Genomic DNA, 4,761 nt, shown 5'->3' with positions numbered 1-4,761 from the left:
GAGGGCCGAAGCCGCGAGGCGTACCTCAGGCCGTGCCGAACCTCAGCCGGAGGCGGGGACACGGTGCCCCCTCCTCGTCCTCGGGGGGCGGGCCCCAGGCCGCGAGCGCGGCGGAAACCCCCTGCGGGCCGGACTCCAGATAGCAGATCATGTTCACCGGGTACCGGCTGTTGTCGAACATGTAGCGGTCCATCGGTGTCGGCTCCTCGCTGATCCGCAGCCCCCGCTCCTCGGGCGGCCCGATCAGGTGCCAGTCGGGGTGCAGGTGGACGGAGCCCAGGATCTCCACCCCGTCCCGGTCCGCCTGCCGGTGGATGCGCAGCAGGTCCCGCGAGCTGCACCAGAATCCGCGGCGGAGGTTCCGGTAGGCGCTGCCGAAGCACGGCGCTATGGAGTTCGAGAACTCCTGGAGCGCCATCGGGTCGGTCGCCCGGACGTTGGTCGCGAACTCGACCGCGGTGACGGCCGCGACACCGCCGGCGACGGTGCCGAGCAGGAGGGCGAAACAGGAGGGCGGTTCCTGCGGGCTGCAGGCGTCGTACTCGTCGCGTGCCACCGAGATGAACGACTTGAGCGCGTCGAACCCGATCAGGACGGTGTGCGGGGTGAGGGTCACAGCGGCTCCCGCCTTCATCCGAGCTGCGGACGGGTGTCCGCCGCGGTGGTCCGGGAGGCGACGTCCAGCGAGCGGACCTCGGCCGGGGAGAGCTCCAGGGACGCTCCCGGGATCAGTTCGGCGAGCTGCTCGGGCGTCCTGCTGCTGGCCAGCGGGGCGACGACGTGGGGCTGCGCCTTCAGCCAGGCCAGGGCCACCGCGGCGGGGGCGGTGCCGTGCTCGGCGGCGATCGTGTCCAGCGCCCGGAGCACCTCCCGGCCGCGGGGCGTTTCGGCGTACGCCCCTGCCGCGGTGCTGCGGACGCTGGGAACGGCGGGTCCGCCCGCGCGGTACTTGCCCGTCAGGAAGCCCTGCGCGAGCGCGAAGTACGGGACGCAGGAGACGCCCTCGCGCTCGCAGACCGGGGCGATCCCGCCCTCGAACGGCTCGCGTTCCATGAGGTTGTAGGGCGGCTGGACCGCCACGTACGGGGCCGTCCCCGTGCGCTTCGCGGTCTCCAGGGATTCGGCCAGTCTGGGCCCGCTGATGTTCGAGGCGCCGATATGGCGCACCTTCCCCGCTGCGATCAGCGCATCGAGTGCGGCGAGGGTCTCCTCCAGGGGGGTGCCGGGGTCGTCCGCGTGCGTGTAGTAGAGGTCGATGTAATCCGTCCGGAGACGGCGCAGGGAATCCTCCACCGCCTGGCGGACGACCTTTTCCGTGAGCCCGGACAGCCCGTTCAGCCGGCCCACCTTGGTGGCTATGACGAAGCGGTCCCGCCGGCCGCGTGCGGCCAGCCAGTTGCCGATGATGGTCTCGGACTCCCCGCCGGTGTTCCCGGGGGCCCACTGGGAATAGGAGTCGGCGGTGTCGATGAAGTTCCCGCCCGCGGCGGCATAGGCGTCGAGAACGCCGAAGGACGTCCGTTCGTCGACGGTCCATCCGAACACGCTGCCGCCGAGGCAGAGCGGAAAGACATCGAGTTCCGAATGCGCGATGGTAGTCAAGGGATGCTTTCTGGGATTCTGACCGGTTCCGGTGGCCGGTTCCGGGTGCGGACACGTGGCACAGGGGCGTGGCTCGGTGCGACTTCCCGCACCGCCGCCGCTTGAGCGGCAGTGCACCCGCCCCTGACGTTAACTTCCGGAAAATGCTGTGTACTTGATAGGCAGTCAGTACCGAAATGGATCCTACCGGCCGGTCGCGACGGCGGTCGGCCGACAGGGGATGAACGCTTACCGCCGTCTGCGGGGTTGCCTGCCCGGGCCGTCCCCGCCGAACGGGGGGTGACACGCCGACGGTTGGTGTGCGACGCTGCACGCGCGCGTGATCTTGTGGCGCTGTGAGGACCGGGGGGTGTCCGCGTGAAGGGCGTTGTACCGCCGGGGCGGGAGGTGGCCGCCGGACTGCTGCTGGTGGTGGGCGGGTTGCTGACGGCCGCGGCGGCGGTGCGGCCGGTCCGGGCCGGGGTGCTCGGGACGGCGGTGGCCGGCCCGGTGGGGGCGACGGGGTTCGTCCTGCTGCTCGCGGTCGGATTCGGGGTCCTCGTCGGACGGTTCGCGGTGCGGTTCCGGGCGGAGGTCCGGCACCTGGACGGGCCGACGCCGTGGGCCGAGCGGCTGCGGGCCGCGGCCATGGTGCTGCTGCCCGGTGCGGCCGTTGCGGTACCGGTGCTGATGCTGGTGTTCCACGGCCGGGCCGCGCCGGAGCCGGCCGACCCGCCGCACCTGGTGAAGGTTCCGCTGCCGGTGTCCTCGGAGTCGCCGCCACCGCCACCCGAACCCACCGGACCGGCCGACGGACAGCTCTTCGGGATGATCCTCGCCGCGGCGATGGCCGTGCTCGCGGTCGCCGCCGTGGTCCTGTTCGTCGTCGTGCTGGTCCTGGTGGTGCGGCGGCTGCGGCTGCGGCGGATGCAGGCGCAGCCGGCCCCGCTGCTGCCCGCCGCCCCGCCCCGGCCCGAGGACGTTCTCGCGGAGGCCGTCGCCACCGGCCTGCGCGCGCTCGGCGGCAGCGACGCCCGAGCTGCGGTGATCGCCTGTTACGCGGCGATGGAGGGGTCGCTGGCGGCCTCCGGGGTGTCCCGGCGGGTCAGCGAGAACCCGACGGAGCTGTTGGAACGGGCCGTCACGGACGACCGCGTGGACCGCTTCCACGCGGAGGCGCTCACCGCGCTGTTCCGGGAGGCCCGCTACTCGACCCACCCGATGGACGAGGCCCACGTGCGCCGGGCGCGGACCGCGCTGGACGCGATCGCGGCCGGGCTGGCGAACGCCGGTCCGGAGGCCGGGACGTCCGCCGGGCCGGAGGCCGCCGCTGCGGCAGGAGGCCCCCGATGAGCGGATCCCCGGCCGGGTCCGGCCCGGAGCCCGGCCCGACGCCCGGTTCCGTCCGCCACAGCCTGATCGAGCTGACCGCGGTGGCCGTCCTGGCCGAGATCGTGTTCTACCTGGTGGGCGGCCTGCCGGCGGCCGGAGCGGGCGCGGTACTGCTGGTGGGCGTCGCGCTGGTCACCGCCCGGTACGTGGCCGGTGCCGGGGTGCCGGCCGTGGGGTGGCGCCGCCGGGAACGGCTGATGGAGGCGCACGAGCCCGGGCTCGGGGACTGGCGCTGGACGGTCCGGCAGGGCCTGGACCCGGAGGGCGACGTCCAGCCGCTCCGCGGCCGGCTGCAACGGCTGTTCGCCGCACGGCTGTCGGAGGTGCACGGCCTCTCGCTCCCCGCCGACCGCGACCGGGCGGCCGAACTGCTCGGCCCCCGGCTCTGGCCCTGGATCGACCCGGACGCGCCGGCCCCGGCGGAGGCCGTCCCGGCGCCGGTCCTGCTCGCCCTCGTCGACCGGCTCGAATCCCTGTAGCCGCTTCACCGCCCGTGGCCGTCCCGGCCGGGCCGAGACCCAACGGAGAACGATGACCGCCGTTTCCCAGCCCCAGGCCGGCAGGCCGGCCGCGACGACTGCCGGCACGTTCGTCGGCACCGCACCGACGGGCGCGCTGACCCCGCAGGAGGCCGGCAAGCGGGCCCGTGCCGTGGTGGAGGAGGTGGAGCGGGCGGTCGTGGGCAAGCCCGAGGCGCTCCGGCTGGTGATGCTCGGCGTGCTGGCCGGCGGCCACGTGCTGATCGAGGACCTGCCGGGCCTCGGCAAGACCCTGCTGGCACGCTCCTTCGCGACCGCGCTCGGCCTGGACTTCCGTCGCATCCAGTTCACCCCCGACCTGCTGCCCTCGGACGTCACCGGCGCACCGTTCTACGACCGGAACAGCGGGGAGATGGTCTTCAAGCCCGGGCCGCTCTTCACCCAGCTCCTGCTGGCCGACGAGATCAACCGCACCCCGCCGAAGACCCAGGCCGCACTGCTGGAGGCGATGGCCGAGGGCCAGGTCTCCGTCGACGGGGACACCCGCCGGCTGCCGCAGCCGTTCGCGGTGATCGCGACCGCCAACCCGATCGAGTACGAGGGCACCTACTCGCTGCCCGAGGCGCAGCTCGACCGCTTCCTGCTGCGGGTGCGGATGGGCTACCTGTCCACCGGGCTGGAGGCGGCGATGCTCCGGGCGCGGCTGGACCGGTCGGCGCCCGAGGCGGTCCTGGAGACGGTGTCCAGCCCGGCGGAACTGCTCGCGATGCGGGCCGCGGTGGAGCGGGTGGAGGTGGACGACGACCTGGTCGAGTACGTGGTGGCGCTCGTCGACGCGACCCGCAGCGACCAGCAGATCCAGGTCGGCGCCTCGCCCCGCGGCGGCCTCGCGCTGGTCCAGCTGGCCCGGGCCCGGGCGATGGTGGAGGGCCGGGACTACCTGACGCCGGAGGACGTGAAGGCGCTTGCCGTGCCCGCCCTGGCCCACCGCGTCACGCTGAAGCCGGAGTTGTGGGTGCGTCAGATCGAGGCGGACGACGTGCTGGCGAGGCTGGTGGACACCGTCCCCGCGCCGCAGACCCTGCCGCGCGCGGCGGTCACGGCCGACGGCCGGGGCACGGCCGGCGGCCCGGGCGGCGCCCGGTGAACCCCGCCCCACCCCCCGAACGTCCCACCGGCCCCACCGGCCCCACCAGCCACACCGGCCCAACCAACCGCACCGGTCACCCCGGCCACCAGGCCCGCAGGCTCGCCGCGCAGACCGCCCGCGGAAGCCGCCCGGTCCGGCAGCTCGCGACCCCGCCCGCAC

Annotated in this window: 5 protein-coding genes; 3 read left to right on the top strand and 2 right to left on the bottom strand. The window is 74.3% G+C overall.

Features of this window, described 5'->3' with window-relative positions:
- Positions 1-25: 25 nt before the first annotated feature.
- Together ABZ885_RS35625 and ABZ885_RS35620 are read right to left on the bottom strand one after the other, a co-directional pair.
- Complete coding sequence (locus ABZ885_RS35625) at positions 26-616, bottom strand: hypothetical protein (protein ID WP_360198286.1); 591 nt, start codon at positions 614-616, stop codon at positions 26-28.
- Positions 617-630: 14 nt separating this feature from the next.
- On the bottom strand, positions 631-1,602 hold the full coding sequence (locus tag ABZ885_RS35620) for an aldo/keto reductase (RefSeq protein WP_360198283.1): 972 nt from the start codon (positions 1,600-1,602) through the stop codon (positions 631-633).
- A gap of 357 nt (positions 1,603-1,959) precedes the next feature.
- Here ABZ885_RS35620 and ABZ885_RS35615 point away from each other — a divergent pair, with 357 nt between their 5' ends.
- Genes ABZ885_RS35615 through ABZ885_RS35605 form a run of 3 tightly spaced genes read left to right on the top strand, consistent with a single transcriptional unit; the run spans position 1,960 to position 4,599 of the window.
- On the top strand, positions 1,960-2,934 hold the full coding sequence (locus ABZ885_RS35615) for a DUF4129 domain-containing protein (RefSeq protein ID WP_360198281.1): 975 nt from the start codon (positions 1,960-1,962) through the stop codon (positions 2,932-2,934).
- Entirely contained in the window at positions 2,931-3,452 is a 522-nt protein-coding gene (locus ABZ885_RS35610) for a hypothetical protein (RefSeq protein ID WP_360198278.1), read from the top strand. The genes ABZ885_RS35615 and ABZ885_RS35610 overlap by 4 nt, the downstream gene beginning before the upstream one ends.
- A gap of 52 nt (positions 3,453-3,504) precedes the next feature.
- Positions 3,505-4,599: a MoxR family ATPase gene (locus ABZ885_RS35605; RefSeq protein WP_360198275.1), complete on the top strand. Its 1,095-nt coding sequence runs from the start codon at positions 3,505-3,507 to the stop codon at positions 4,597-4,599.
- Positions 4,600-4,761 lie beyond the last annotated feature (162 nt).

The organism is Kitasatospora sp. NPDC047058 (assembly GCF_040643935.1).
Classification (GTDB): Bacteria; Actinomycetota; Actinomycetes; order Streptomycetales; family Streptomycetaceae; genus Kitasatospora.
This window is presented reverse-complemented; position numbering and strand designations above follow the sequence as displayed.